This window comes from Afipia sp. GAS231, from assembly GCF_900103365.1.
GTDB lineage: Bacteria > Pseudomonadota > Alphaproteobacteria > Rhizobiales > Xanthobacteraceae > Bradyrhizobium.
Map to the genome: position 1 here is coordinate 4,690,086 of NZ_LT629703.1, position 23,434 is coordinate 4,713,519.

At 63.5% G+C, this 23,434-nt stretch carries 24 protein-coding genes; 14 read left to right on the forward strand and 10 right to left on the reverse strand.

What is annotated here, in order from left to right; genetic code table 11:
• Positions 1-239: 239 nt before the first annotated feature.
• From BLS26_RS22100 to BLS26_RS22125, 6 genes are all read right to left on the reverse strand, one after another.
• Positions 240-725 carry a peroxiredoxin gene (locus tag BLS26_RS22100; protein WP_092514627.1) on the reverse strand — a complete coding sequence of 162 codons (486 nt, stop codon included), beginning with the start codon at positions 723-725 and terminating at the stop codon, positions 240-242.
• A gap of 108 nt (positions 726-833) precedes the next feature.
• A complete protein-coding gene (locus BLS26_RS22105; protein WP_092514628.1) occupies positions 834-1,385 on the reverse strand; it encodes a DUF924 family protein in 552 nt (183 codons plus the stop codon).
• Positions 1,386-1,407: 22 nt separating this feature from the next.
• The gene (locus BLS26_RS22110) at positions 1,408-3,090 is read right to left on the reverse strand and encodes a long-chain fatty acid--CoA ligase (RefSeq protein ID WP_092514629.1); all 1,683 of its coding nucleotides are present in this window, start codon (positions 3,088-3,090) and stop codon (positions 1,408-1,410) included.
• Between the two features lie 172 nt (positions 3,091-3,262).
• Positions 3,263-4,639, reverse strand: a complete 1,377-nt coding sequence (locus tag BLS26_RS22115) for a D-alanyl-D-alanine carboxypeptidase family protein (RefSeq protein ID WP_092514637.1) — start codon at positions 4,637-4,639, stop codon at positions 3,263-3,265.
• Positions 4,640-4,850: 211 nt separating this feature from the next.
• Positions 4,851-6,629, reverse strand: a complete 1,779-nt coding sequence (locus tag BLS26_RS22120; protein ID WP_092514638.1) for a glucan ABC transporter ATP-binding protein/ permease — start codon at positions 6,627-6,629, stop codon at positions 4,851-4,853.
• A gap of 212 nt (positions 6,630-6,841) precedes the next feature.
• Positions 6,842-7,897: an ABC transporter substrate-binding protein gene (locus BLS26_RS22125; RefSeq protein WP_172804664.1), complete on the reverse strand. Its 1,056-nt coding sequence runs from the start codon at positions 7,895-7,897 to the stop codon at positions 6,842-6,844.
• Positions 7,898-8,153: 256 nt separating this feature from the next.
• Here BLS26_RS22125 and BLS26_RS22130 point away from each other — a divergent pair, with 256 nt between their 5' ends.
• From BLS26_RS22130 to BLS26_RS22150, 5 genes are all read left to right on the forward strand, one after another.
• On the forward strand, positions 8,154-8,582 hold the full coding sequence (locus BLS26_RS22130) for a hypothetical protein (protein WP_092514639.1): 429 nt from the start codon (positions 8,154-8,156) through the stop codon (positions 8,580-8,582).
• Positions 8,583-8,696: 114 nt separating this feature from the next.
• On the forward strand, positions 8,697-9,137 hold the full coding sequence (gene hisE, locus BLS26_RS22135) for a phosphoribosyl-ATP diphosphatase (protein WP_092514640.1): 441 nt from the start codon (positions 8,697-8,699) through the stop codon (positions 9,135-9,137).
• 163 nt (positions 9,138-9,300) lie between these two features.
• Complete coding sequence (locus BLS26_RS22140; RefSeq protein ID WP_092518376.1) at positions 9,301-9,882, forward strand: YqaA family protein; 582 nt, start codon at positions 9,301-9,303, stop codon at positions 9,880-9,882.
• Between the two features lie 69 nt (positions 9,883-9,951).
• The gene (locus tag BLS26_RS22145) at positions 9,952-10,551 is read left to right on the forward strand and encodes a hypothetical protein (protein WP_092514641.1); all 600 of its coding nucleotides are present in this window, start codon (positions 9,952-9,954) and stop codon (positions 10,549-10,551) included.
• Between the two features lie 291 nt (positions 10,552-10,842).
• Positions 10,843-11,811 (forward strand): nitronate monooxygenase family protein, encoded by a 969-nt coding sequence (locus tag BLS26_RS22150; protein ID WP_092514642.1) that lies wholly within the window; start codon positions 10,843-10,845, stop codon positions 11,809-11,811.
• Between the two features lie 144 nt (positions 11,812-11,955).
• Here the strand turns inward: BLS26_RS22150 and BLS26_RS22155 are convergent, their stop codons facing one another.
• Positions 11,956-12,468: a DUF1543 domain-containing protein gene (locus BLS26_RS22155; RefSeq protein ID WP_244541651.1), complete on the reverse strand. Its 513-nt coding sequence runs from the start codon at positions 12,466-12,468 to the stop codon at positions 11,956-11,958.
• A gap of 206 nt (positions 12,469-12,674) precedes the next feature.
• Here BLS26_RS22155 and upp point away from each other — a divergent pair, with 206 nt between their 5' ends.
• The 6 genes from upp to BLS26_RS22185 all read left to right on the forward strand — a co-directional run bounded on the left by upp (position 12,675) and on the right by BLS26_RS22185 (position 16,984).
• Positions 12,675-13,310 (forward strand): uracil phosphoribosyltransferase, encoded by a 636-nt coding sequence (upp, locus tag BLS26_RS22160; protein WP_092514647.1) that lies wholly within the window; start codon positions 12,675-12,677, stop codon positions 13,308-13,310.
• Between the two features lie 41 nt (positions 13,311-13,351).
• On the forward strand, positions 13,352-14,086 hold the full coding sequence (locus BLS26_RS22165; protein ID WP_092514648.1) for an SDR family NAD(P)-dependent oxidoreductase: 735 nt from the start codon (positions 13,352-13,354) through the stop codon (positions 14,084-14,086).
• 104 nt (positions 14,087-14,190) lie between these two features.
• A complete protein-coding gene (locus BLS26_RS37295; RefSeq protein ID WP_092514649.1) occupies positions 14,191-14,970 on the forward strand; it encodes a metalloregulator ArsR/SmtB family transcription factor in 780 nt (259 codons plus the stop codon).
• A gap of 51 nt (positions 14,971-15,021) precedes the next feature.
• Entirely contained in the window at positions 15,022-15,582 is a 561-nt protein-coding gene (locus tag BLS26_RS22175) for a dihydrofolate reductase family protein (protein WP_092514650.1), read from the forward strand.
• Positions 15,583-15,641: 59 nt separating this feature from the next.
• Positions 15,642-16,106 (forward strand): peroxiredoxin, encoded by a 465-nt coding sequence (locus tag BLS26_RS22180; protein ID WP_092514651.1) that lies wholly within the window; start codon positions 15,642-15,644, stop codon positions 16,104-16,106.
• A 104-nt stretch (positions 16,107-16,210) separates the two neighbouring features.
• Positions 16,211-16,984, forward strand: coding sequence for a thioesterase family protein (locus BLS26_RS22185; protein ID WP_092514652.1), 774 nt, complete (start codon positions 16,211-16,213; stop codon positions 16,982-16,984).
• Between the two features lie 68 nt (positions 16,985-17,052).
• Here the strand turns inward: BLS26_RS22185 and BLS26_RS22190 are convergent, their stop codons facing one another.
• Together BLS26_RS22190 and BLS26_RS22195 are read right to left on the reverse strand one after the other, a co-directional pair.
• Positions 17,053-18,597 (reverse strand): ABC transporter substrate-binding protein, encoded by a 1,545-nt coding sequence (locus BLS26_RS22190; protein ID WP_244541652.1) that lies wholly within the window; start codon positions 18,595-18,597, stop codon positions 17,053-17,055.
• A gap of 70 nt (positions 18,598-18,667) precedes the next feature.
• Positions 18,668-19,273, reverse strand: a complete 606-nt coding sequence (locus tag BLS26_RS22195) for a hypothetical protein (RefSeq protein WP_157676547.1) — start codon at positions 19,271-19,273, stop codon at positions 18,668-18,670.
• A 531-nt stretch (positions 19,274-19,804) separates the two neighbouring features.
• Between BLS26_RS22195 and minC the strand changes: the two genes are divergently transcribed.
• Genes minC through minE form a run of 3 tightly spaced genes read left to right on the forward strand, consistent with a single transcriptional unit; the run spans position 19,805 to position 21,639 of the window.
• The gene (gene minC / locus BLS26_RS22200; RefSeq protein WP_092514654.1) at positions 19,805-20,512 is read left to right on the forward strand and encodes a septum site-determining protein MinC; all 708 of its coding nucleotides are present in this window, start codon (positions 19,805-19,807) and stop codon (positions 20,510-20,512) included.
• An 18-nt stretch (positions 20,513-20,530) separates the two neighbouring features.
• Entirely contained in the window at positions 20,531-21,346 is an 816-nt protein-coding gene (minD, locus tag BLS26_RS22205; protein ID WP_092514655.1) for a septum site-determining protein MinD, read from the forward strand.
• The gene (minE, locus tag BLS26_RS22210; protein WP_092514657.1) at positions 21,343-21,639 is read left to right on the forward strand and encodes a cell division topological specificity factor MinE; all 297 of its coding nucleotides are present in this window, start codon (positions 21,343-21,345) and stop codon (positions 21,637-21,639) included. The genes minD and minE overlap by 4 nt, the downstream gene beginning before the upstream one ends.
• Positions 21,640-21,781: 142 nt before the next feature.
• On the opposite strand, the gene BLS26_RS22215 is transcribed toward minE, so the two are convergent.
• Positions 21,782-23,344, reverse strand: a complete 1,563-nt coding sequence (locus BLS26_RS22215; RefSeq protein WP_092514666.1) for an AMP-binding protein — start codon at positions 23,342-23,344, stop codon at positions 21,782-21,784.
• Positions 23,345-23,434: the final 90 nt, after the last annotated feature.

Genomic DNA, 23,434 nt, shown 5'->3' on the forward strand with positions numbered 1-23,434 from the left:
GCCCGCCCCAGTGCGCAATTGCGCACAAGGCGGGCGATGACAGTCTTTGCTTGTTGAGACTCAAAAACGTGGATGCCCGGGACACCTAGCGCGAAGACGCGCTTCTGCCCGGGCACGACGGCATTTGAATTCGGTCATTGCGGGGCGATGCGTTAGCATCGAACCCGGAAGTTCGAGATTCCCCGGGAGTGCAATTGCACCCCTGAGGTTCGCTTCGCGCCCCGGAATGACGAAAAAACTCAGAGCTGACCCAACAGCGTATCGCCGCCGGAGACTTCGACCTTGCCGGGGGCCGGCTCCTTGTTGAGCTTCTTGACCACGCCGTCTTCCACCAGCATCGAGTAGCGGTGGGAGCGGATGCCGAGGCCGTTGCCGGAGGCGTCGAGCTCCATGCCGATCGCCTTGGTGAAGTCGGCATTGCCGTCGGCGAGGAACACGGCTTCATCGCGCTGGTCGGTGTCGCGCTTCCAGGCGTTCATGACGAAGGCGTCGTTGACGGAGATGATTGCGATGGTGTTCACGCCCTTGTCCTTGATGGCGTAGGCGTTCAGGAAAATGCTGGGCAGGTGCATCTTGTGGCAGGTGCCGGTGTAGGCGCCGGGCACCGCGAACAGCGCCACCTTCTTGCCCTTGAAAATATCGTCGGTGGTTTTGACCTGCGGGCCTTCCGCCGTCATCACACGAAACTTGGCTTCCGGCAGCTTGTCGCCAACACTGATGGTCATCGTCAATTCTCCTTGAATGTGCGGGTGTTTCTTAGACCGGGCAGTCGGCTGGCACAATATTGAGCGGAGCGGAAACGGCAACGGTTGCGCCCGTTCACGCTTCCGTCATCAGGGAGAAAAACCTCCCTCGTCCAGGAAGGCTTGCTCGTCCGGGGTGGTCGCACGGCCGAGGATGCCGTTGCGATGCGGGAAACGTCCGAAGCGGCGGATGATCTCGGCATGGTGCTCCGCCCACTTCGCGCTGTCGGCCAGGCCCGCTTGCCGCGACAACTCGATGCAGCGGATCTGGTCGGCCAGCTCTTCCGAATGCATGAAGGGCAGATAGAGGAATTCGCGCAAGCCCGGATCGATCCGCGCATCGACGCCGCGGTCGATGGCGCGCCGCGCCACATCGCGCGCCAGCGCATCGCTGGCATAGGTCTCAGCACGGCCGCGGAAAATGTTGCGGGGAAACTGGTCGAGCACGAGGACGAGCGCCAGCGCACCGTCATCGCTCGTTTCCCAGAACGCCAGTTCGCCGGCCACGGCCGCCTGCCACAGGTCCAGATACCGCGCGCGTATGCCAGCATCGAAATCGTCGTCGCGCGTGTACCAGCGGTCAGGGCCGGCGTCGCGCCAGAAAGCCAGAATACCGGCCGGCGCGACGTCAGTCTCGGTCATGCCGAGAGGTCCGTATGCATGCTCAGGCCGCGGCCTTCTTCTCGTCGCGCAGTTCGCGGCGCAGGATCTTGCCGACATTGGTCTTGGGCAGGTCGGTCCTGAACTCGATCTGCTTGGGGACCTTGTAGGCGGTGAGCTGGGTGCCGCAGTACTTGATGATGTCCTCCGGCGTGACGTTCGGGTCCTTCTTGACGATGAAGGCCTTGACCGCCTCGCCTGACCTTGCGTCCTGGACGCCGATCACGGCGCATTCGAGCACGCCGGGATGGCTTGCGATCACTTCCTCGATCTCATTGGGATAGACGTTGAAGCCGGAGACCAGGATCATGTCCTTCTTGCGGTCGACGATCTTGGTGTAGCCATTGGCGTCCATGACACCGATGTCGCCGGTGCGGAAATAGCCGTCCGCCGTCATCACGTTCGCGGTTTCCTCCGGCCGGTTCCAGTAGCCGGCCATCACCTGCGGACCCTTGGCGCAAATTTCGCCGGCCTCGCCGATCGGTAGCTCGTTGCCGTCGTCGTCGCGGATCGAGAGATCGGTCGACGGCACCGGGAGCCCGATCGTACCCGAGAACGCATCGATGTCGGCGCGGTTGCAGGTCAGCGTCGGCGAGGTCTCGGACAACCCGTAGCCTTCCGACAGCGCGCAGCCGGTGGTCTTCAGCCATTTCTCGGCCACCGGTTTTTGCGTCGCCATGCCGCCGCCGTTGGATATTTTCAGCTTGGAGAAATCGAGCTTGTCGAACCCTGGCGTGTTCAACAGACCATTGTAGAGCGTGTTGACGGCAGGGAAAAAGCTGACCTGGTACTTTCCGAGCTCCTTGACGAAGCCGGCCATGTCGCGCGGGTTGGGGATCAACAGATTGGTGCCGCCGGTGCGGAGTCCCAGCAGGTAGCACGCGGTCAGCGCGAAGACGTGATAGAGCGGCAGCGCGCAGACGATGACCATCTGATCGACGATCGGCGGCTTCTTCAGCGCCGGCTGCAGCCACGCGTCGTTCTGCAGCACGTTGGCGAGGATGTTCTTGTGCAACAGCGTCGCGCCCTTGGAAACGCCGGTGGTGCCGCCGGTATATTGCAGGAAGGCGACATCGTCGCGCGTCAGGCTGGGCTTGCTGAGTTTCATGCCGCGGCCGGCGGCAAGTGCGTCGTTGAAGCTGACGGCGCCCGGAATGTTGTAGGCCGGCACCATCTTCTTGACCTTGCGCAGCACCAGATTGACGATCACGCCCTTGAAGCCCAAGAGGTCGCCCATGCTGCCGACGATCACGTGCTTGACCGCGGTCCTGGCCACGACCTGCTGCACGGTGGTGGCGAAGTTCTCCAGCACCACGATCGCTTCAGCGCCAGAATCCTTGAGCTGATGTTCGAGCTCGCGCGGGGTGTAGAGCGGGTTGACGTTGACCACCGCATAGCCGGCGCGCAAGACCGCTGCGGTCGCCACCGGATACTGCAGTACGTTCGGCATCATCAGCGCGACGCGGGCGCCCTTTTGCAGGCCCTTGCTCTGCAGGTAGGCGCCGAATGCGGCCGACATCTCGTCAAGGTCGCGGTAGCTGATCGACTTGTCCATGCAGATGAAGGCCTTGCGATCGCGGAATTTCGCAAAGCTTTCTTCCAGCAGTTCGACCAGCGATGAATACTGGGCGACATCAATCTCGGCGGGCACGCCGGCCGGATATTGCTTGAGCCAGATCCGCTCCATGGTATTTCCCCTCTGGTTTTGAGCCCGATTGATTGGCCGGGACGCTTGTTTTTTTGCAGTATTGTGAATGCCGCCGCCGATGGCAAGCGGCTGTGCGCTATCGACGCATTGGCTGATCTGAATCAGCGCGCCTGCGCGGGGCAAAACCGCTTATTTGCTCGGCAAAAGCCCGTTAACCAGCCGGCTTGGTGTCGGTCTTGGCATCAGTCTTGGGCTTGGCGGCGGCCTTCGGCTTGGCCGGTGGCTTGGGCGCGGCCGCGGCGGGTTTGGCCGCGGCATCCGGCTTGACGCTGGCGTGGCGGACCGCGGCCGGTTTGGCATCAGCCTTCGCATCGGCCTTGGGCGCCGCTGCCGCATCTGGTTTGTGCGCCGCGACGCGGGATCGCTTGCCACGCTTGGCCGGTGTCTGCTTTTCGGAATCGACCGCAACGGCGGCGATCAAAGCCGGGCCGGTCTTCTTGGGGCCGGTATAGACCACCATCGGTTCCGAAGCCGCGGGGACTCCGGCCAGCATTTCCGAAGCTTTCGGCATCGCCGGCTGCAGCCCCGAGGTGAAGAACATCGCCGAGCCTTCGCCGCTGGCACTGCCTGAGGAGGCGAGGGTCGTGTCGTCATCCTCGTCGCTGGCGGGACGCTTGCGGTGGCCGCCGCACATCTCGTCACGCAAATTCGGCGGCGAGGCGTCGATCGGAACCAGATTGTCGACGGTTCCGAGCGAGGGACGCAGCCAGCCGAGCCCGTTTGAGGCAAAGCCGCGCTCGAGCAACTGGGCGGCGCGCACCGCGCGCTGGTGACCGGAGGACGAGCCGAGCACGACCGCGATCAGCCGCTTGCCGTTGCGCGTCGCAGATCCCACCAGGTTGTAGCCGGACGCGCAGATGAAGCCGGTCTTGAAGCCATCGGCGCCCGGATAGCGCCCGATCAGATGGTTGAAATTGTTGGTGACCCTGCGCCCGAAACGGATCGAGGGGATGTGATAGAAATATTCGTACTCCGGAAGGTCGCGAATGATGGCGCGGGCCAGGATCGCAAGGTCGCGCGCCGAGGTGATCTGGCCGTCCGCGGGCAGCCCGTTCGGGTTGACGTAGCTGGTCTGCGTCATGCCCAGCCGCTGCGCGTTCTGGTTCATCAGCGCGGAAAACCCGTCGATCGAGCCGCCGACGCCTTCGGCCAGCACCACGGCCATGTCGTTGGCGGACTTCACCAGCATCATCGCCAGTGCGTTTTCGACGGTGACCTGGGTGCCCGGACGGAGCCCCATCTTCGACGGCGCCTGCGATGCGGCAACCGGCGACACCGTCACGAGCTGTTCGAGCGTCATCCGCCCTTCCTTGACCGCCTTCAGCGTCACATAGGCCGTCATCATCTTGGTGACGGATGCCGGATACCAGGGCATCGTCGCGTTGTCGGCCTGCAGCACCTTGCCGGTGTCGGCTTCGACGACCAGCAGCGCCTCGGCGGAAGCGCGCGGCGTCACCACGGCAAGCGCCGCGCCGACGAAAATCCATTTCAATGACGGGTTGCGAAGCAGCGGGCGAAGAAAATGCACTTTTCCGTTCCGGTCCTTTGAGACCCGCCTTCGAAAAGGAGGTCCGGTAATCAACGTTCGGGTTTCAAGCGTTTCCGGTTGCCGTCGCTAAGCGGCAGATCGCAAACCTATACCGGCTTGCAGGTCCAGAACAGAGCCCGGGCGATTAAATCGTGGACGAAATGGGCTGAAATTCGGCAGATATTTCAATCACACAGCGGTGGCGCGGAACCTATTTGGCGTCGATGCCGGCGCGTGCATTTTCCTGCACCATGAACTGGGCCTTGGCCAGTTCGGCAAAACGGCCGCCTTTTGCCACCAGTTCATCGAAAGTTCCGGTTTCGATCACGCGGCCGGCGTCGAAAACCAGGATTCGGGTGGCGTTGCGAATAGTCGAAAGCCGGTGCGCGATCACGAATGTGGTGCGGCCCCGCATCACTTCGTCGAGAGCGGCGTTGACCCTGGCCTCGGTGACGGCGTCGAGCGCGCTGGTGGCCTCGTCGAGGATCAGGATCGGCGGGTCCTTCAAAAGTGCGCGCGCGATCGACAGCCGCTGCCGTTCGCCGCCGGACAGCATGCGGCCGCGTTCGCCGGCATGGGTTTCGAATTTCTTCTCGCTGCGTTCGATGAATTCGAGCGCCTGGGCGCGCGCCGCCGCGGTGCGCATTTCCTCGTCGGTGGCATCAGGCTTGCCGACGCGCAAATTGTCGGCGATCGAGCGGTTGAACAGCAGCGCCTCCTGGAACACCACGCCGATGTTCCGCCGCAACGCCGTCAGCTTGAGGCCGCGGATATCCATGCCGTCGATCTTGATGATGCCGGATTGCGGATCGAACGCGCGGTGCAACAGCGCGATCGCGGTCGATTTGCCGGCGCCGGTCGGGCCCACCAGCGCAATGGTCTGGCCGGGCAGTGCTGTGAACGACAGATCCTCGATCGCCGGCCGCTTGCCGTCGTAGGAAAACGACACGTCGTTGAATTCGACGAGGCCCGCCAGCCGTCCGGTATCCATCGCGCCGGGCCGGTCGCGCACCGCGGGCACGGCGTCCAGCACGTCGAAGAATTCCTGCAGCCGCGGCGCCTCCATGAAGACGTTGTTGATGAAGCTCACGACCTGTTCGAGCTTCTGGATCAGCATGGTGGCGAAAGAGACGAACATCACGATCTCGCCGACCGTCGTCAGTCCCTGTTCGTGCAGGAAGATGCCGACGGTGAAGATCGCCAGCACCGTGATGGTGGTCGAGGCGCGGGTGATGACGGTGACCAGCGCCCACCACGACAGCACCGGCATCTGCACCGCGAGCAGCTTGTCGGCGACGAAGCGCAGCCCCTGCACCTCGGCGTCGATGCGCACGAAACTCTGCACCAGCGCCACATTGCCGAGCGCATCGGAGGCGCGCGCCGACAGGTCGCTGTAATGCGCCTCGACCTCGCTCTGCATGCCATAGGTCTTGCGCACCACCATCGTCGTCAGCACGGTGAACACCACGCACAGCGCGAACAGCAGGATCGCGAGCCGCCAGTTGAGGTACATCGACAGCGGCAGCAGCACCACCAGCGACATGATGGCGGCGAAATGCTCGCGGAAAAATCCGAGCCAGAGCCGCCACAGCGCGTCGGTGCCGTTCAGCATCACCTTCATCAGTCGGCCGGAATGGGTGCCGGAGTGGAAGGTCAGCGGCAACTGCATGATGTGTTCGAAATAGCCGGTCAGCACCGCCTGGCGCTGGCGGTGCGCCAGCCGGTCGGCGTGCAGCGCTACCGCGGCGCTGCAGAGTATCGTGAACAGGCCGAACGCCACCCAGGCGCCGAGCAGCGGCCAGGCCGAGTTGGCGGACAAAGGGCCCGCCTGCGGCTTGCCGGACAGCACGTCGACGATGCGGCCGAACAGCACCGGCTCGGCGAATTGCGCGCCGGCCAGCAACAGGTTGGCGCCGGCGAGAATCCAGCCCAGCCGCGCCTCCTTGCCGAGCAGCTCGAGCACGCGGGTATAGAGGCGGAGCAGGGACATCGGGATGCGGACTCAGGAGGCCGGGACGGCGGGACGCGATTGCAATCTAAGCAGGGATCGCCGCCGAGAACCAGAGTGCGGCTGCTTTTCTCAATCGCCTTTTGAAGTGAATCCTTTCCGTCGTGGCCGGGCTTGTCCCGGCCATCCACGTCCTTTCTTGCTGCGAGGCTGTAAGGACGTGGATGCCCGGCACAAGGCCGGGCATGATGGAGTCAATTAATCAGGCGGCCGGTGAGCGGGGGCAAGAACTGGTCGTCGAAAATATCGGACGCGTTCGGCCGCTTCTGGAATTTGAAATCTTCCGCGACCTGCTCGATCGACCGCTCGAAGCGTGCCGGATCGATGCCGCCGATGCCATTGCGCTTGACGTCGCCGGTCAGGATGTTGTCGCGCAGGATAGCGCGCAGGCGTTCGAGTTCCTGTTCGCGCGAGCCGCCGTCCATGCGGCTGACGACTTCGGTGGTGGCCTTGACCGGATCCTTGATCACGAGATTCACGCCGCCGATCACCGCGCGCACGAATCCCCTCACGGCCTCCGGCTTGGCGGTCGCCAGCGTCGGATTGACGATGACCGCGAAACCATAGGCCTCGCAGCCGTAATCGGCGAATTTCAGCACCGCCAGATCGTCGGCCGGGATGCCGCGGTCGCGCAGATTGATCGCCGACAGATAGGAAAATCCGGTGACGGCATCGATCTGGCCGGCCGACAGCATCGGCTCGCGGACCGCGGCGCTGATGCTGCTCTGCTTGATGCTCCCGGTCTTGATGCCGTTCAGACGGGCCACCGCCGGCCACAGCCGGATCGACAGGTCGCCTTCGGCGACGCCGAGGTTCTTGCCCTCGATATCCGACAGCGCGGTGACGCCGCGGCTCTTGCGGGCGATGATGGCGTAGGGCGCCTTGTTGAACAGCACGAACACCGCCTTGACCCGAGGCACGCCCTGCTTGTCGCGATCGCGAAACCGGATCAGGGCGTTGATGTCGACGAGGGCGAAATCGCTGCTGCCGGCGGCGACGCGCGCGATGGCGTCGGGCGATCCGGCGGCGATGTGGGTCGTGACGGCAAGGCCCTCCGCGGTAAACAGGCCGCCGGTCGCCGCCATCACGAACGGGGCTGCCGCCGCATCGATCGGCCGGTCGAGCGAGAACTGGATCGCGAGCGGTGGCCGCGCTTCATCGGCGGCGCGCACCGGGCTCACACCTGCGCCTGCCAGGCCGAGCAGCGCGGCCAGAATGATGCGGAGGAGGTTGGATCGGATGGCACGCATGGAGCTTACGTCAGCAGGAGGTGAGACAAGTTGCCGCGCTGGCGATATCAGTTTCATGACATCAGTTTCGTGGCACTGCGCACGGCAATACAGGCCGGAAACGCCGACATTGTGCCGCATCCATTGTGAATGATCGATGACTGCCACGATTTAGCCAGAGATCGTTCAGCCTGCATTCGGATTCGGGAACCTAAGGTGTGCTCAGTGGTTAGCCATCCAGGACCTGTCAGGCCAGGCGACCACGGAGGGTTTTGAGATGTTTGCGCGAAAAGGTGTGTTTTCATTGATGGGCCGCGCCGGCGCAGTGGCAACGGTGATGGCGGTGGCGCTGACGGCGGTCGAGCCGTCGATGGCGTTCGCCGGATCGGCGCCGAAAGGCAACGGCATAACGGCAACCAGCGGCACCAGCGGCGCAACCGATATCAGCGCCCGTCGCCGGTATTATCGCGGTGGCGGCGGTGCCGCGGCAGCCGCGGCCTTTGCCGGCATCGTCGGCACGGGTATTGCGATTGCGGCCAGCCAGAACCGCCGCGACTATTATGACAGTTACGGCTACTACGACGCCCCGCCGGCCTACTACGGCGGCGGACCGGCCTACTATGGTGGCGGCCCGTATTACGGTGGTTACGGTGGTCGTTACTCGGGCGTGCCGCACTATCGCGGCCATCCGCTCGCCAGCTGGTAGTCGCGGCGTTTCATGAAAATTGAAGCCACCGGCTTAACCAGCCGGTGGCTTTTTTTTTAGGTTGTCAAGCCGGCCGTTAACACGCTGGCCACGGCTTTGATTTAGGCTTGCAGAATGAGTGATTCGCTCGAACGGCTTTATCTGGCGGTGCTCGCGGCCCGGGATCTCGACCCGGCGACGTCGCGCACGGCACGGCTGTTTCAGCGCGGCCCGTCCAAGATGGCCAAGAAGCTCGCCGAGGAAGCCATCGAGGTCGTGATCGACGCCGTCAACGGCGACGCCCCGGCCGTGGTTCGCGAGAGTGCCGACCTGCTCTACAACCTGACCGTTCTGTGGGCCTCCGCCGGCGTCACGCCGGAGGACGTCTGGCGCGAAATGGAGCGGCGCGAGGACATGCTCGGGATCGCCGAGAAGCTGCCGAAGTCGGCGGCCAAACTGTCCAAGGAAATGTCCAAGGAATTGACCAAGGCCGTTGCCAACGACACGACCGCTCAGCCTCTGGCCCGGCGGCGAATTGTCGCGATGGAGCCCCGCGCACTGCGCAAGCGGCACTAGAGCCTTTTCGGTTCTGACTGGACCAGAACCGGGCTCTACTCTTTTGTTTTGACGCATTTTCTTTGGCGAACCGGCGTCCACTTCGCTCGAAAACGCTATAGATCCCTCAAAAACCCCGTTTTCCCGGCATGGACAAATCCGCGCCAGGATGGTTCATGCGGCCATGCTGAGACGAATATACGACTGGTGCATCGACGCCGCCGACAAGCCCTACGCGCTCTGGATTCTGGCAGCCGTGGCTTTCGCAGAGAGCTCCTTCTTTCCGGTGCCGCCCGACATCATGCTGTTGCCGATGTCGCTGGCCCGGCCGAAGCGGGCGTGGTGGTTCGCCGCGGTGTGCACGGTCGCCTCCGTCGCCGGCGGCATGCTCGGCTATGCGATCGGCGCGCTGCTCTACGACTCGATCGGGCACTGGCTGATCGAGCTCTACGGCTTGAGCGGCAAGGTCGACGCCTTTCGTGCCTCCTATGCCGAATGGGGCGCGGTGATCATCCTGGTCAAGGGCCTGACGCCGATTCCCTACAAGCTCGTGACCATCACCTCGGGCTTTGCCGGCTACAACATCTGGCTGTTCGTCCTGTGCTCGATCGTCGCGCGCGGCGGCCGCTTCTTCGTGGTAGCGGTACTGCTCAATCGCTATGGCGACGTGATCCGGGCGGAACTGGAAAAGCGGCTCGGCCTGTGGGTCGGGCTTGGCGCCGCGGTGCTGGTGTTCGGCTTCTATATCGCATACCGGCTGATCTGACGGGCATTGCGCAGCCAGGAACCCAGTCAAGGCTTCAAGTTGCCCTGCCTTCGGGTTACGTTTCCGGATATGTCTGATCGAGTCGGTCGAAAGCTCTGCCTGTGCGTGACCAAAGTCGCGACGGTAGGCCTTGCGCTGTCGCTGCTGGCATCAACCACCGACACGGCGTTGTCAGAAACGGCACCGCAGCCTTCGCTCGGCCTGCAGTCGCCGGCCCAGCAACCGGTGCCCGTGCAGCCCGCGCCGCAGCCAATCGAGCCGCAGCCACCCGCGCCTGCGGAAAATCCGGGCCTGATCAACGAAATCGGAAAACTGTTCGAGAAGTCGAAATCGTTGCTGCCGACGATCAAGAGCCCCGGCGAGACCTTCGACGATCTCAACGCGCGCGCCAAGGATGCTGCAAAGGATGCCGGCGACAACCTGAGCAACATGGCGAAGCCGTCGACCATGGTGAAGGGACGGGCGGTCTGTGTGGTCGCCGCCAACGGCGCGCCGGACTGCAAGGCGGGCGCCGACAAGCTATGCCAGAGCAAGGGCTATAAGGAAGGCAAGAGCCTCGACACCGACGCTGCCGAAAAATGCTCGCCGAAAGTGTTTATCCCCGGCCGCCAGCGCGAGCCGGGCGACTGCAAGACCGAAAATTACGTGACCCGGGCGTTGTGCCAGTAGCGTCCCCTTTTCGGAAAGATCATGCTCGCTCGACAGTCCGGCGTGGCATGAAATTTCGAAAAGACGCTATCCCGTGCCAGCGTCCAGACGCAATACTTGACACTGGAAAGATAGCCTTGTTGGTATGATGCCCGGCATCCATCGCCGGATGGTGCCTGATGCTGGAGCGTTTTCAAGCGAAGTGGACACCGGTTCGCGTGAAGAAAACGCGTCAAACTAGAATCTAGAGCCCCGTTCCGATTCAATCGGAAGGGAAAAGGCTCTAGCCGAAACCCATAAGGATCGCTTCGAATGTCCATGCCTGCCTTGTTCAAGGGCCGCCTGTCGCTACCGGTGATCGCAGCACCGCTGTTCATCATTTCGGTGCCCGATCTCGTGATCGCGCAATGCAAGGCCGGGGTGGTCGGATCGTTTCCGGCGCTGAATGCGCGGCCGCCGGCGCTGCTCGACGAATGGCTGGCGCGGATCAAGGAAGAGCTCGCCGCCTACGACAGCGCGCACCCCGAGCGGCCGTCGGCGCCGTTCGCGGTCAACCAGATCGTGCACAAATCCAACAACCGCCTCGATCAGGATCTGGCGCTTTGCGAGAAGCACAAGGTGCCGATGATGATCACCTCGCTCGGCGCGCGTGAAGAACTCAACCAGGCGGCGCACAATTGGGGCTGCGTCGTATTCCACGACGTGATCAACCAGAAATTCGCGCACAAGGCGGTCGAGAAGGGCGCCGACGGTCTGGTGCTGGTCTCGGCCGGCGCCGGCGGCCATGCCGGCGAGATTTCGCCGCTCGCCTTCGTGGCGGAGACGCGGGCCTGGTTCGACGGCCCGATCGCGCTGTCGGGCGCGATTGCGACCGGCCGCGCCATCCGCGCCGCGCGGGTGCTGGGCGCCGACTTCGCTTACATCGGGTCGGCCTTCATCGCCACCAAGGAGGCCAATGCGGTCGAGGGTTACAAGCAGATGATCACGGCCTCGACCGCCGAAGACATCGTCTATTCGAACCTGTTCACCGGCGTGCACGGCAATTACCTGAAACCGTCGATCGTCGCGGCCGGCATGGACCCCGACAATCTACCGACTTCCGATCCGTCGAAGATGAGCTTTGGCACCGACGCCTCCGGCGAACGGGCGAAGCCGAAGGCCTGGAAGGAAATCTGGGGCTCCGGCCAGGGCGTCGGCAGCATCCCGAAGATATTGCCCGCCGCCGAACTGATCGCGCGGTTCAAGAAAGAGTACGACGAGGCGATCGACCCGCCGCTGTGATGCTCTGCAACGGACCCCGGATCTGCCATGCGCGATCCGGGGAAACAGCATAATCGGGGAAAGTGGGTACCGGTTTTCCGAAGAGATCATGCTCAAACAGAATATTGAGCGGGATGACGATTCGAAGATAAGTCATACCGCGCTTCACCCGATCGGCAGATAATCGCAGACGAATTTGAACGGCTTCTGCTCGGTGGCCGGCTTCAGGCTCAACGTATAACCGTAAGCCTCCAGCGAAGCGGCGACGTCGATCGCCTTCTCGACCTCGAACAGATTGTCCTTGTGCGGCAGCGACCAGCTTTCGATCTGGGTCAGGGCTTTGGCCTTGGCGGCCTTCGCATCCGGCGCCACCAGCAGGACGTTGCGGTGCAGTTCGCTGAACTCAGCCGGATCGTAGCCGCCGAGATTGACGAAGAACAGCCTGTCGCCGCCGTCCTGCGGGGCGTCCGTGGTCAGCACGACGTCGAAGCCGTCGGCCTGTTCGACCGCGCCCCAGCAATCCAGATGCAGACTTTTCGGATCGCCCCACCACTGTTCGCGCAGGTCGTCGTGGCAATCCTCCGGCGTCTCCCCGATCGAAAACCGCACATCATGCAATTCGACATTCGAGTTACCGCAATTGCCGCCGACGTAGAACATGTAAAGCTTCATCGCCATGTCTGTTTGATGCACTGTCTGTTTGATGCAACGTCTGTTTGATGCCCTCGGGCTAACGCCGGTTCGAGAGCTTGATGGGTGGGGATTGGTTCTGACGCACTTTCTTTGGGCGAACCGGTTTTGCTTTGGGCGAACCGGTTTTGCGCGAAAACGCTATAAGGCATTTTTGTCCTCGTGATGACCGGGCCAGCGCCGGAAGGAATTTCATGACAGCCAGCAGCGTTCATCTCGTCCCTCATCCCCTGATCCAGCACAAGCTCACGCTGATGCGCGAACGCGACCGTTCGACCAAGGGCTTTCGGGAACTGCTGAACGAGATCGGCATGCTGCTATGCTACGAGGTCACCCGCGATCTGCCGCTCGAGCTGGTGGATATCGAGACGCCGATTTCGTCGATGAAGGCGCCGGCGATTGCCGGCAAGAAATTGACGTTCGCGCCGATCCTGCGGGCCGGTGTCGGATTTCTGGACGGAATGCTGGCGCTGGTTCCGTCGGCGCGCGTGGCGCATATCGGGCTCTACCGTGACCCCGAAACCCTGCAGGCCATCGAATACTTCTTCAAGGCGCCGCACGACCTGTCGGATCGCACGGTGATCATGATGGATCCGATGCTGGCGACGGGCAATTCGGCCTGCGCGGCCGCCACCCTGCTCAAGAGCCGTGGTGCCCGCGACATCCGCTTTGTCTGCTTGCTGGCCGCGCCCGAGGGGATTGCGCAATTCCAGCGCAAGCACCCTGACATCCCGATCTGGACCGCCGCCGTCGACGAGAAACTCAACGACCACGGCTATATCGTGCCGGGTCTCGGCGACGCCGGTGACCGCATGTTCGGCACCAAATGATATAGTCGCCTCCGTCATTCACGGCGGGTGAGGTTGGATCGATGACTGGGCAGGATCTTCGCAGGCGTGTCGCGCTGGTGACGGGTGGTTCGCGCGGCATCGGGGCGGCGGTAGCTGTGGCACTGGCGGAAGCCGGCGCCGCGGTCGCCGTGAATTATCGTGAGCGGGCGGAGGACGCCAACGCCGTTGTCGCCGCCATCACGGCCAAGGGCGGCCGCGCGATCGCGGTCGCGGCCGACGTGTCGCAGGCGGCGGCCGTGACCAAAATGGTCGAGCAGGTCGCGGCGGCGCTCGGCCCGATCGACATTCTCGTCAACAATGCCGGCATCGCCATCGTGCGCAGCGTCGACGAATTGACCGAGGACGATTTCGATCGGACCATTACGGTGAACCTCAAATCGGCGTTCCTGTGCACGCAGGCGGTGGTGCCGGCGATGCGAGCGCGCAAATGGGGCCGCATCGTCAACATCACCTCGGGTGCGGCGCGCGGCGCCGGCGCCATCGGTCCGCACTACAACGCCTCCAAGGCCGGCATGGAGGGCCTCACGCGAGGATACGCGGCGCGGCTGGTGAAGGACGGCATCACCGTCAACTCGGTGGCGCCGTCGCTGATCGAAACCGACATGATGCGCGGCCGCACGGATCTGGCGCGCAACATCCCGCTCGGCCGCATGGGGCAGGCGGCGGAAGTGGCGCACGCTGTCACCATGGTGCTCGGCAACGCTTACATGACCGGGCAGACCATCGTTCTCAATGGCGGCATGTCGTTCATCTGAGAGTGCTCTCCAAAATCCTTGGATAAGCGAGAAAAGCTGACGTCGTCCGGCGTCCCAGCCTGATGGACTTGACAGGTGACTGAATGGTCACCTATGGTTGACGCATGGATGCTGTGTTCAGGGCCCTCGCGGACCCGACCCGCCGAAGCCTGCTCGACGAACTGTTCCGCCAGGACGGACAGACGTTGAGCGCGCTGGAGGAGCGGCTGCCGATGACACGCTTTGGGGTGATGAAACATCTCAAGGTGCTGGAGGAGGCCGGCCTCGTCGTCAGCAAACGGCGCGGCCGCGAGAAGCTGCACTTTCTGAACCCGGTTCCGATTCGGCTCGTCCACGATCGCTGGGTGAGCAAATACGCCGAGCCTTGGGCTGCCGGACTGAGCGACCTCAAGCGCGACATGGAGAAGACGATGGAGAAGGTTTTCGAGATCTACATCAAGACGACGCCCGAGCGTCTCTGGCACGCCATCACCGACACCGAGATGCGCAGCAAATATACCTTCGGCGCCATCGTCACATCGGACTGGGCAAAGGGTTCACGCTACGAGGGTCGCGGCCATGGCAACCTGATCTTCGAGGGCGAGAATCTGGAAGTCGATCCGCCGCGCCGGCTGGTGCAGAACTTTCGCGCGGTCTGGGGCGACGACGTCAAGGCCGAGGGCACGTCGCGGGTCACCTGGGAGATCGTGCCCATCGGCGATTCCTGCCGCCTCACGGTCACCCATGATCAATTGCGCGAAGGCGCCAACGATCAGCTCTATGGCGGCTGGCCGATGATCCTCTCCGGACTGAAGACGCTGCTCGAATCCGGCGAGATGCTGACGACGCCGGGATCGCTGCGCTGGCTGGAGGGCGCCGGGGAACACCTGTCCGAAGTGAAGTGATCGGTAACGCGCGCGAATGTTCGACCGCATATTCAAACAAGGAAGCTGAGCATGCCAAAACTGGTTGTTTACAATTCGATGTCGCTCGACGGATTTTTCACGGACGCCAAGGGCGACATGAGCTGGGCCCACAAGCAGGATCCGGAATGGCAGGCCTTCGTGAAGGAGAACGCCAGCGGCGGTGGTCAACTCTTGTTCGGCCGGATAACCTACGAATTGATGGCAGGTTTCTGGTCGACGCAAGCTGCGTTGCAGAGCAATCCTGTCGTCGCCGAGCGGCTCAATGCCTTACCGAAATTCGTATGCTCCACGACGCTGGCGCAAGTGACCTGGAACAACACCACGCTGTTGAAGGGCGACCTGGCCGCGGAAGTCCGCAAGCTGAAGCAGCGGGCGGGTGCTGATATCGTGCTGATGGGAAGCGGCAGCGTCGTCGCGCAATTGGCCGAAGCCGGGTTGATCGACGAGTACCAGATCGTGCTCAATCCGCTCGTCGTGGGCCAGGGCCGGACGTTGTTCGAAGGCGTCCAGCGCAAGCTGCCGATGAAGCTCGCCAAATCGCGCCCCTTCGCCAATGGCAATGTCGTGCTGTTCTACGAGCCCGCGGCGTGACCGAGCCGGCCATCGTCCTCAACGCGGCACGACGTTGACCTGACGGAGGAGATAAGCCCGTGAGTCTCGCTCCCGAAATCGCGGTGTCGCGCTGGTTCAACACCTCCGAGCCCCTGACGTTGTCGGCACTACGAGGCCGGCCGGTTCTGCTGCACGCATTCCAGATGCTGTGTCCGGGATGCGTCGCGCACGGCACGCCGCAGACGCAGCGCGCCTTCGACCTGTTCAAGAATTCGGACCTTCAGGTGATCGGCCTGCACACGGTATTCGAACATCACGCCGCCATGACGCCGGTATCGCTGGAGGCGTTCATCCATGAATACCGGCTGACCTTTCCGATCGGCGTCGATGAAGCGTCGGAGGATATGCCGATCCCGGTCACGATGGGGCGATATGGCATGCAGGGGACGCCGACCAGTATTGTGATCGGGCGCTCGGGCCGCATCGTGCATCACGGCTTCGGGCAACAGAGCGATATGGCGCTGGGCGCGATCATTGCCGCGGAGCTTGCCAACACGACCTGACAAGACGCCTGGATGACGCCTGTGGGCGACCCTGCCGCACCCTCGACTCCCGCCGGTCGAGCAGGCAAGAAGCGAATATGGACAGCCAGCAGGACCCCTCATTGATGGACGCCATCTTTCGCGTCGACGGCAACGACGTCGTCACCAGCCCCAACGCGGCCGGGCCGTGGGACCCGAGCATGCAGCACGGCTCGCCGCCGGCGGCGCTGGTGGTCTGGGCGGCGGAGAAAATCCCGACACCAACCGAGATGCGGATCGCACGGGTGACCGTCGATCTGCTGCGCCCGGTGCCGGTGGCGCCGCTGACGATCGAGAGCGAGGTCTTGCGCGAGGGACGCAAGATCCAGCTCTGCGCGGTCAGGCTGTCGGCGAACGGCGTCGTCGTGGTCGCTGCGACCGTGCTGAAAATCAAGGTGCAGGCAAATGAATTGCCGCCCGAGGCCGATATCCTGCCGGTCGACCTGCCGGGACCTGATCAGTCACCGGTCGAGGACGTCGATTTCTCCTCCAGCCCGTTCGTGACCGGGATGTCGCTGCGCGCCACGCGCGGAAAATTCGGCGTGCCGGGCCCCGGCGCGATCTGGTATCGCGCGGACCGGCCGATCGTGGAGGGGGCTGCGATTTCGCAGGCGATGCGCGCGATGATCGCCGCGGATTTCTCCAACGGCACCTCGGCGGTGCTGAATTTCCAGCAGTGGACGTTTCTCAACGCCGATCTCACCGTGAATTTCGCGCGCCAGCCGGTCGGCGACTGGATCCTGCTCGACGCGGAATCCTGGATCGGCCCCGATGGCGCGGGGCTGGCGATGGCGCGGCTGGCGGACGCGCGCGGCTATTTCGGCCGCGCGGTGCAGAGCCTGGTGATCGAAAAGCGATAGAGCCCGGATCTGATTGAATCAGAACCGGGCTCACCTCTTCTGTTTGACGCGTTTACGCGAACCGACGGCTATTCCAGCTCGAGCGGCTGATAGCGGGCGCTTTCGTCCAGCGCCGTGCCCCAGATCTTGTGCGAGGCCTGGTGCTCGGAACGGCCGAAGCCGAGCTGAGTTCCAAGGCCGAGATCGAGGTTGCGCGTCGTCTCCAGCGTGTCGATCAGCCTTTCGGTGTCGAGCTGCGGCCCGGTGCGCTTGATCGCCTGGATCAGGACGTTGGCGGCGACATAGCCCTCCAGCGAAACGTAGTCGGGCGCCTCGCCGGGAAAGTACTTGGCGAGCGCATTCTTGTATTCGAGCACCGCCGATGAATAGCCCGCCACCGCCGGCACCACCTGGGTGACGATGACGCCGTTGGCGTAGCGCGGCCCCAACAGCTTCAATTCGTCGGCCAGCGCCGTACTGCCGACGAACGAGACGTTGGAATAGATCATCGCCGGATAGAGATCTCGGGTCTTTTCGATGAAACGTGCCGCGGCCCGATAGGTCGCGACCATCACGACAGCCTTGATCGCCGGCTTTTGAATCTTCAACTGGTTGACGGCTTCGTCCACATCGACGGTGTTTCGCGCGTAGTTGAGCCGCACGATCGACGCGTCGCTGATGCCGAGCGCGCGAAACGCCTTGGCCACACCGGCGAACCCGGCATCACCGTAGGAATCCTGCTGCGCGAACACTGCGATCTGGCGGGGTTGCAGCTTGCGTAACCTGACCAGGTAGCGGACGACGGCGTCGGTTTCCTCGGCGTAGCTGGCGCGATAGTTGAAAACATAGCGATCCGGCGGATCGTTGCGCAGAATGTTTGAGCCGGTGAATGCGCCGAAAAACAGCATCCGGCGTTCGAGCGCATAGGGGATCGCCACCGCAGCCGTCGGCGTTCCGACGTTGCCGATGATGCCGAACACCTGGTCCTTTTCGGTGAGCAGCTTCATGGCCTCGCCGGTGCGCGAGGGCTCATAGCCGTCATCGGCGGCAAACAGCTTGAGCATCCGGCCGTCGACGCCGCCGGCATCGTTGACCCTGTTGAAGGCGGTATCGATGCCGAGCTTCATCTGGCGTCCGAGCTCGCGGGCGGAGCCGGAGAATGGGGCGGCGATGCCAAAACGGATTTCCTTGTCGCTGATTCCGCGTGGCAACGGACCGGCCGATACCGACGCAATCGAGGTGGCGGCGGCGGCGCTGGATGGCCCGATCACGCTGGACAGGCTCGGACCTGCGACCGAGCGTTCGAGATCGGCGAGCTGACGGTCGGCGACCTTGCAATCGATCTTTCCTGCCGTCACCGCGGCGCGGCCGTCGTTGACGCTGCGATCGAGCACTTGGCTGAGGTCGGAGCGTTCTGCTTCGTTTGCCGAGGCGTCGCGGATCACGACCGCGAATTTCTCGACCACGGCCTGAATACGGGGCCGTGCGATGTCGCGGCAGGCCAGTGCCGAACCGATCACCGGTCCGACGCGTATAGCGAGATCGCGCACGATGTCGGTGTTGTCGCCGGCGCCGGCGGCTGATGTGCCGGACAGCACGGCGGCCAGCAGCAGCCATATCCTGCGCGAGGTCATGGCATACTCCGTGAGAACTGGATCGGCGCTGGCATTTTACTTCCTCCGTCTGGATTTCTTGCAGGCAGCGCTATGGCGCTGTGGGAGCAGGCTTCTGACCCCATTGCATGAACTGCTTGAGCAACTGGCCGGACTGACCCTTTGGCGCCGGCGCGTTGGCTTGAGCCGAGGACAGAAGGGCCTTGAAATCGCTGGGTGCAGCGGCCGCTGCATTTGTGGGTGCAGCCGCGGGAGCAGTCGCCGCCGGCGGCGCGGAGTTGGCCTCACCGGACTGGAACAAGGCGGTCTTGATCGACTGCACGATCCCGGAAGGACCGGATGCTTCGCCATCGGCCTGTCGCGACGCCGGCACGGCGACGACGAAGAACAGCGCCACCAAAGCGGAGACGCCGACCGCGGCGGCGAACCGCACCGTGATGCTGCGCAGCGCCCTGCGCGAATCCAGCTCGTTCGGATAGCCGGGCTCCTGCATGACCTCGGGATCGAGCGGATGCGGATGGCGCAGCGCGTTGGATACCGCGCCCTCGAGCTGGGAATCGAACGAGGCCGGCGAGAACGGTGTATCCGGTGCGGCTTCCTTCATCGGCCGGGAACCGGATTTTTCACGCAACCAGCGCGGAGCATAGTAGCGGGGATCGCGGGGATTGAGGTGTTCTTGTTCACTCAGGGCACTCATACGCTTACTCCTCATGATACTGGACTGGTTACGCGACGAACGATCAGGTTGCTTCGAGGAGCGGTGCCATGATTCCACCCTGGCTCTCCACCAACCGCTAAACTTGGTCTGAAAATTTGAGTCAAAGGCGCGGGCGCTACGTCCATTCCGGACGGCGCCAGTCTGCGGGATCAAGTCCCGCGATGACACGCTTCCCACCGCTTCCATTGCCCGTCCCCCGGCAATTGTCCGCTGACCTAACGGAATGAACTATCGGGGATATTCCGAGAGTTCACCTGTTTTTGATGGAACTGCGCGGTGACGAATCTTGGTTCAAATCGTGACCAAAGTGAGTGATTTTTGCTTCACCACTTTGACGCGATATGGTGAAGGCCTCATTCAGCATGCCGGCTTGTTTTCCGGTGCGAATTGAAAAACGGCCGCATCTCCGCCGGATTTTCTGCCATCGCGCGCGCCCCCGGTGGATATTAATCACTCGTTAACCAAGTTCGTCTCTTCTTAACCATTCAATAAGAAAGGCGAGTCGAACACATGGACGTCCGAACGGATCCCACGCGTCAACTGGTCCGGCTGCGCGGCCGGTCCTATGTCGCGTTCGTGTTCAGCCCCGTCGTGCCGATCGTCGAATGGCTTTCGGAAATCGACGCCACGCTGGCGCGCTCGCCGGGCTATTTCGTCGGCAAGCCGATCGTGCTCGACCTTGCTGCCGTCGATCTCTCCACGTCGGCGATCTCTCATCTCCTCGGCAGCCTCGACGAGCGCGGCATTCGCGTTCTCGGCGTCGAGGGCGTCGACGAAAGCCGGCTGTCGACCGGCATGCCGCCGCTTTTGACCGGCGGCCGGGCCTGCGTGATCACGCGAAGCGAACCGGCAAAGGCCGAAGAGCCCCGGGAAGAACCCAAGCCGAAGCCGACCTCGCTGTTGCTCGACAGCCCGGTGCGTTCCGGCCAGTCGATCGTCTTTACCGAGGGCGACGTCACTGTGCTGGGCTCGGTCGGTTCCGGCGCCGAGATCGTCGCCGGCGGATCGATCCATATCTACGGCACGCTGCGCGGCCGCGCGATGGCCGGCGTCAACGGCAATTCGGCTGCACGGATTTATTGTCAGAAGATCGAGGCGGAGCTGCTCGCCATCGACGGTTATTATCAGACCGCGGAAGAAATCGACCCGTCGCTGCGCAACCGCCCGGCGCAGGCCTGGCTGCAGGGCGACACCATGAAAATTACCCCGCTGAATTAACGCGCAAGGAGATCACGTATGGCCAAAGTCCTGGTCGTTACATCCGGCAAGGGTGGCGTCGGAAAGACCACCTCCACGGCAGCCCTCGGTGCGGCGCTGGCGCAGAGCGGTCAAAGCGTCGTCGTCGTCGATTTCGACGTCGGCCTGCGCAACCTCGATTTGGTGATGGGAGCCGAACGCCGCGTGGTGTTCGACCTCATCAACGTCGTGCAGGGCGTCGCCAAGCTGCCGCAGGCGCTGATCCGCGACAAACGTCTGGAAAATCTGTGGCTGCTGCCGGCCTCGCAAACCCGCGACAAGGACGCGCTGACCGACGAGGGCGTCGGCCGCATCATCGCCGAGCTCTCGGCCCGGTTCGACTGGATCCTGTGCGACAGCCCGGCCGGTATCGAGCGGGGCGCCACGCTCGCGATGCGCTACGCCGACGAGGCCGTCATCGTCACCAATCCGGAAGTCTCCTCGGTGCGCGACTCCGACCGCATCATCGGCATGCTCGATTCCAAGACCGTGAAGGCGGAGAAGGGTGAGCGGGTCAAGAAGCACATCCTGATCACCCGCTACGACGCAGCTCGCGCGGCGCGCGGCGAGATGCTCACCATCGACGACATTCTCGAAATCCTCGCCACTCCCTTGCTCGGCATCATTCCCGAGAGCCAGGACGTGCTGAAAGCGTCCAACGTTGGCTCGCCGGTGACGCTGAACAATGCCGACAGCGCGCCGGCCCGCGCCTATGTCGATGCCGCGCGACGCCTGATGGGCGAGGAACTCGCCATGGTGGTGCCGGTCGAGCGCAAGGGCTTCATGGACCGCTTGCTGGGACGGAGGGCCGCATGAATATGAGATTGCTGCGGCTGTTCGGCGGCCGTGATACGTCCGCGCCTGTCGCCCGGGAGCGGCTGCAGATCCTGCTGGCGCATGAGCGCGGGCTGCTCGGCCAGCCCGATCTGCTGGCGACGCTGCGCGAGGAAATCCTCGCCGTGGTGTCGAAGCACGTCACGCTCGATCCGGAAAAGGTGATCGTCCGGCTCGATCGCGGCAAGACCGTCTCGACCCTGGAAGTCGATATCGAGGTCCCCAACGATTTCGAGAAGTCGAAGGCGGCTTCCCAACGCCGTATGGCCGGCTGAGGCGTCACGTCATTTTCCGTCATGGCCGGGCAGAAGCGCGAAGCGCGTCTTCGCGCTAGGTGACCCGGCCATCCACGACTGCCTTTGCGCCAAGACGTGGATGCCCGGCACAAGGCCGGGCATGACGGCGATGGCTGTGCGCCTATCCCACCATCCGGTCGCGGCCGGTCCAGAAGCCGGCTTTCAGCACCTTCTTGTCGACCTTGCCGACGCCGGTCATCGGCAACTCCGTGACAAACTTGATCTGCTTGGGCGCATGCGTCGAACCCTTGCGCGCCTTCACGAGGTTGATCAGCTCCTGCTCGTTCGGCCGCGCGCCTTCGCGCAGCACGACCACCGCGGTAACGGCTTCGCCCCACTTGTCGTCGGGCACGCCGACCACGGCGACCATCGCGACGTCGGCATGTTGCGACAACACATCCTCGACCTCGCGCGGGAAGATGTTGAAGCCGCCGGAGACGATCATGTCCTTCTTGCGGTCAAGGATGAACATGTAGCCGCGCTCGTCCTTGCGCGCGATGTCGCCGGTGTGCAGCCAGCCGCTCTTGAGGGTTTCGGCGGTCTGTTCCGGCCGCTTCCAGTATTCGGCCATCACATGGGTCGCGCGCACGCAGATCTCGCCGGCGTCGCCCATCGCGACTTCCTGGTCGTTGTCGTCCAGTATCCTGACCTCGCAGGCCGCGATCGGGAAACCGCAGGACAAAAACAGTTCCGGCGTCTTGGGATCGTGATCGGCCTTGCGCAGCACCGACACCGGATAGCATTCGGTCTGGCCGTAGAGCTGCGAGAACACCGGGCCGATCCGTTCGATGCCTTCGACCAGCCGGCTCGGCGACATCGCGGACGCGCCATACAGCAGCAGTTCGAGCGAGGAGAGATCGGTCTTGTCGAGCGCCGGATGATCGAGCATCACGTAGATCATGGTCGGCACGAACAGGGTGAAATTGATCTTTTCGCGTTCGATGGTCTTGAACACCGCCTCGGGATCGAAGCCTTTCAGCATGTGCACGGTGCCGCCGCGCATCAGGGTCGGCAGCACTTTTGTCCCCGCGACATGGCTGATCGGCGCCACCGTGAGGTAGCGCGGCGTGTCCGGAATTTCGAAATCGGCCAGGATCGCGTTGGCGAAGCCGCCCAATTCGCGGTGATGGCGCACTGTGCCCTTGGATTTGCCGGTGGTGCCGCCAGTGTAGTTCAGTGTGGCGATGTCGTCAGGCCCGGCGAACGAGCGCGCGGTGGCGCTGCCGACGGCCTCGATCGCCGCGAGCAGGTCCGCGCCGTAAGAGGCCGGGCCGAGTGTGAATACGGTCTTCAGGCAGGTGGCTTTGGCGGCGAGTTCGCCGCCGCGGTCGCGAAAGGTGACGCCGTCGACGATCAGCATCTGCGCTTCGGAATCCTCGAGCTGGAACAGTTGGTCGTCCAGCGAACCCATCGGATGCAGCCAGGTGATCGACAGCCGCGCCAATTGCGCGGCGACGCCGGCGCACCAGGTGTCGGCGCGGTTGGCGGTGAGAAAGGCGACGCGGGTGCCGGGCGCGAAGCCGAATTTCGTGAACACGGCCTGCATACGGCCGATCATGTCGGTGGTGCCCTGATAGGTGATGGATCCGCCCGGCCAACTGAACGCCGTGCGCGACGGGTAGCGCGCCAACGCCCGCAGGGTCTGTTCGCATGTCGTCGGAAACGCATAGAGCGGATTGCTCATCCTGATCCCTCCCGGGTGTTTTGTAATTGGCGTTAGCCCGTGCCAATGTTGGAGCATAGCGTTTTCGAGCGAAGTGGATACCGGTTCGCG